General features: G+C 53.5%; 2 protein-coding genes and 1 pseudogene. All 3 read right to left on the bottom strand.

From position 1 onward, the window contains the following. Positions 1 to 55 precede the first annotated feature (55 nt). Positions 56 to 307 (bottom strand): annotated as a pseudogene (locus HX884_RS25270) (porin); the annotation flags it as partial. Positions 308 to 695: 388 nt separating this feature from the next. Further along, positions 696 to 4,220: a pyruvate:ferredoxin (flavodoxin) oxidoreductase gene (gene nifJ, locus HX884_RS25265; protein ID WP_178328964.1), complete on the bottom strand. Its 3,525-nt coding sequence runs from the start codon at positions 4,218 to 4,220 to the stop codon at positions 696 to 698. 183 nt (positions 4,221 to 4,403) lie between these two features. After that, entirely contained in the window at positions 4,404 to 4,877 is a 474-nt protein-coding gene (locus HX884_RS25260; protein ID WP_249166290.1) for a hypothetical protein, read from the bottom strand. Positions 4,878 to 4,912 lie beyond the last annotated feature (35 nt).

The raw sequence follows: 4,912 nt of genomic DNA, 5'->3' as shown, positions 1-4,912 counted from the left end.
TGCGTGATCTGATCCTTCAACTCAGCAAAAGTTCGATTTATTCAACAAAGTCGTTATTTGCCTGAATGTTGTATTCCCACTGTGCGTAGCCGGTCATCATGTCGTTGATCTGGGTTTCGCCCTTGAAACCCAAACGCATATAGGTCTGATCGCCGTCTTTAGACGTGTCATCAGAGAAGTAGTGCAAACCATCTACTTTTCCGTACAGATCTAATTTATTGCCATCCTTATTATAAATCTCTGCTGCATGCGCAGCGCCAGCCATTAACAGAGCCGGAATCATCAGGGCCAGTACTTTTCTTTGCATTATGGTATTCCTTTGCGGTTGTTTTTATTTAATTACCTGCTGAACTTTCCTTTGCGGAGAGTTGTCACATGCTAAATCACTCCGCTGAAAGAGTAATAAATTATAATTGTTACGAAGTGAGTAAAATCTAAAGGGAATTCTTCTGCGGAAATGTTAATATGTTTGATGAATGTTTTAGTGAAAAACATAATAAATTAAAATTATTAATCATGCGGTAAATCAGGTAATGTCTGCCCCGTTATATGCCTTTAAGATTATTATCCATAATTCTCATGAATGTCATTTATTCATTTAACGTGATGCTCAGGGATTATTTGGTCTGGCCCGGTGTGAATACACCGGGCTTTTTTTATGGCATAAAAATGCCCGGACAAGCCGGGCATGGGGATTATTTGCTGGTGGATTTTTCCGCTTTCCCGGCCATTTGCGCCAGGAAGTCGTACCGTTTTTGCAGATCGGCGGCGGCATCTTTCCACAACTGCTCAGCCACTTCTGGCTGTTGCGCATTGAGGCGACGGAAGCGTTGCTCCTGCAGCAGTGTCTCAGCCAGGGCATCTGACGGAGGACGTGAATCGAGCGCCAGTGGCAGCTTGCCTTCCTCTGCCCGGCGAGGATCAAAGCGGTACAGCGGCCAGAAGCCCGTGGCGGTCAACTGACGCATCTGGTCGTGGCTGAGCGCCAGATCGTAACCATGCTCTTCGCAAGGGCTGTAGGCGATGATAAGCGATGGGCCCGGATACGCTTCCGCCTCCTGTATCGCTTTCACCGTCTGGTTAAGCTGCGCGCCGAGCGAGATTTGCGCAACGTACACGTGGCCATACATCATCATGCTGACGCCGAGATCTTTACGCGCCTTGCGTTTCCCGTGTTCGCCAAATTTTGTTACCGCTCCTAACGGCGTGGCTTTTGACGCCTGTCCGCCGGTATTGGAATAACACTGGGTATCCAGCACCAGGATGTTCACGTTCTCGGTCAGGCTCAACACATGATCCAGCCCGCCAAAGCCAATATCATATGCCCAGCCATCGCCGCCAATCAGCCAGATCGATTTTTCAACCAGGGCGTCAGCGTCGGTCACCAGTTGTTCTGAACCGTCAACGCCCTGAAGGGCATTACGAAGCGCCGTAACCTGTTCACGACGAACCTCAGGCGTGGCTTCAGCGTGCAGCGCAGCGTGCAGGTCGGCAGGGATGTTATCGGCAAACTGAGCCAGCAGGCGCATCACGCGTGCGCGGTGCTGATCCACCGTTAAGCGGAAGCCAAGACCAAATTCGGCGTTATCCTCAAACAGCGAATTCGCCCATGCCGGGCCGCGGCCGTTGGCGTCGGTGGTGTATGGGGTGGACGGCAGGTTACCGCCATAGATAGACGAACAGCCGGTCGCGTTGGCGATCAGCATCCGGTCACCGTACAGTTGCGTCAGCAGTTTGATGTACGGTGTTTCCCCGCAGCCGGAGCAGGCACCAGAGTATTCGAACAGCGGCGTGATCAGCTGTGAGGTACGGATATCAATACGTTCCAGCTTGCTCCGATCGATTTCCGGCAGGTTCAGGAAGAAGTCATAATTCACTTTCTCTTCTTCCACGTGTTCCAGCCGCGACATCATATTGATGGCTTTGATATCCGGGTTCTGTCGGTCTTTGGCCGGGCAGACCTCGACGCAGAGGTTACAGCCGGTGCAATCTTCGGGTGCAACCTGCAGAACGTATTTCTGTCCGCGCATATCGCGGGATTTCACATCCAGCGAATGCAGGCTGGATGGGGCCGATTCCATCGCGTCCGGAGAAACGACTTTGGCCCGGATGGCAGAGTGCGGGCACGCTGCCACACAGTGATTGCACTGGGTACACAGCTCTTCCTTCCAGATTGGGATCTCTTCGGCGATGTTGCGTTTTTCCCAGCGGGTGGTGCCCATCGGCCAGGTGCCATCCGGCGGCAGGGCGGAGACGGGAAGGGCATCGCCCTGCCCCGCCAGCATGGCCGCCGTTACGGTTTTAACAAAATCTGGAGCCGCATCAGAAACCACCGGAGGACGGTTCGGGCTGCTGGCATTCACCGGCTGGAGCGGTACTTCAGATAGCGACTCGCGCGCCAGCGCCAGTGCCTGCCAGTTGCGTTCAACCAATTCTTGGCCTTTACTGCTGTAACTTTTGGCGATCGCGCCCTGCAGTTCCATTAAGGCGCTGTCGCCCGGCAGAATGTTTGTCAGGTGGAAGAACGCCATCTGCATGACGGTGTTGATGCGCGCGGCAAGACCACATTCGCGGGCAATCTTCGCCGCGTTAATGACAAAAAGCCGCGCTTTTTTCTGATTAAGCACCGCCTGCACTTCCTGCGGCAGGCGCGCCCAGACCTCATCCGCACTGTACGGCGTGTTGAGCAGGAAAATACCGCCAGGTTTGAGACGTTCGGCCATCTGGTATTTATCGATAAACTGCAGCTGGTGACAGCCGACAAAATCAGCCTGCGAAATGAGATACGCCGAGCGGATAGGGTGTTCGCTGACGCGCAGATGGGATACGGTCAGCCCGCCGGCTTTCTTGGAGTCATAGACGAAGTAACCCTGTGCATACCACGGTGTGGAATTACCGATGATCTTGATGTTGTTCTTGGTTGCCGAAACGCTGCCGTCGCTGCCCAGACCGTAGAACAGTGCCTCAAGTTTCGCGCCGGAGGGCAGGGTGTTTTCCGGCAAGGCCAGTGAGAGATGAGTGACATCGTCATAAATACCGACCGTAAAGCGAGGCTTCGGCTTCGTTTCACTCAGCTCATTAAACACCGCCAGCACGCAATCCGGACCGAACTCTTTGGACGACAAACCATAACGCCCGCCAATGACACGCGGCAGCGTTTCGCGCTCGCCGTTACTGAAGGCTTCCGCCAGTGCGGTCATGACGTCCAGATACAGCGGTTCTGCGTGTGCTCCAGGCTCTTTGGTACGATCGAGCACGGCCACGCTTCGTGCGCTCTCCGGCAGCGCAGAGAGCAGATGTTTCGCTGAGAACGGGCGGAAGAGGCGAACTTTCAACACCCCAACTTTCTCGCCGCGCGTCAGCAGTTCATCCACGACTTCTTCACAGGTGCCAATGGCTGAACCCATCAGCACAATCACGCGTTCCGCCTGTGGATGGCCATAATATTCAAACGGTTTATATTCCCGTCCGGTGGCGGCAGCGAAATCGTTCATCGCCTGTTCCACATGGTTGTACACCGCGTTGTACCACGGGTTCGTCGCCTCGCGGGACTGGAAGTAAGTATCCGGGTTGGCCGATGTCCCGCGGATCACCGGATGTTCCGGGTTGAGTGCGCGGGCGCGATGGGCATCAATGTCCGCCTGCGGCAGAAGCGAGAGAAGGGTGTCGTCTGCCAGCGGCACGATTTTGTTGATTTCGTGGGAGGTGCGGAAACCATCAAAGAAGTGAATAAACGGCACGCGGCTTTTCAGCGTCGCGATATGGGAAATTAACGCGAAATCCTGGGCCTCCTGGACGCTGCTGGCGCACAGCATGGCGCAGCCGGTCTGACGCACGGCCATCACGTCGGAGTGATCGCCAAAAATGGAGAGCGCGTGGGTAGCAACGGTTCGTGCCGCGACGTGCAGGACAAACGGGGTAAGTTGACCGGCCAGTTTGTACAGCGTCGGGATCATCAGCAGCAATCCCTGCGAGGAGGTGAACGATGTGGAGAGCGCCCCCGTCTGCAGCGCACCATGCACCGCGGCAATCGCACCCGCTTCGGACTGCATTTCGACGACTCTCGGGACATCGCCCCAGACATTTTTTAACCCGTTTCCTGCCCAGGCATCTGCCTGTTCGGCCATTGTAGAGCTTGGCGTAATCGGGTAGATGGCGATAACTTCGCTGGTGCGAAACGCGACTGACGCGACTGCACCATTACCGTCAATAGTTTGCATAGGACGACACCCTTACATTGCGCAAAAAAAGAGAGGTCCGTAAACTTGGTCAGACCCTGAATATTATTCCCTTATTTTAGCAAAGGCCGGATTTTGCGATTTTCGCATTTGTGTCCTCGGTATTCTCACCATCAATGAGTAGATCAAACTTTTGGCGAAAAACCCTTCTAAATCTTAAATAATTCAGTTCCAGTATTCATAAGTCGCTGTCATGGCTGCTTTATGTTTGTACTCAAAAGCCTTGCCTTTGTCGTTATCTGGTGAGGAGATAGTGATGTCGATATCCGCCTGGATACATTCCCCGTTAGTGTCCCATTCCTTACAGGTATTCACCGTTTTTTCGATAGTGTAATAGGTCTCGGTGTTCGTCCAGGTCAGCTGGCGACCTGCATCATCGTAAACATACTCATCCACGACGTTAGGTGTGTACCTTTTTGTCAGGCGATGATGCGTGTCGTACTCGTACTCCGTGCGGTAATTCTCAATCGCCAGGTTACTTTTGTTTTCTGAACGGGTAAGAGCCCCTGTTGTATTGAGGGTATACAGAATGGTGCCCATGCTGGTTCGATCTTTCTCCCCCGGCGTTGTGGCAGTAATGATGCCGCGGTTAACTGCTTTACTGATAATCCCTTTTTTGTTTAGGGAAGGTGCGAACAAGTTCCTGATATGAGATCATCATATTCATCCGGAGC

Source organism: Enterobacter sp. SECR19-1250 (genome assembly GCF_013391025.1).
GTDB lineage: Bacteria > Pseudomonadota > Gammaproteobacteria > Enterobacterales > Enterobacteriaceae > Enterobacter > Enterobacter cloacae.
The sequence above is the reverse complement of the archived record's forward strand: the minus strand, read 5'-3'. Positions and strand labels throughout refer to the sequence as shown.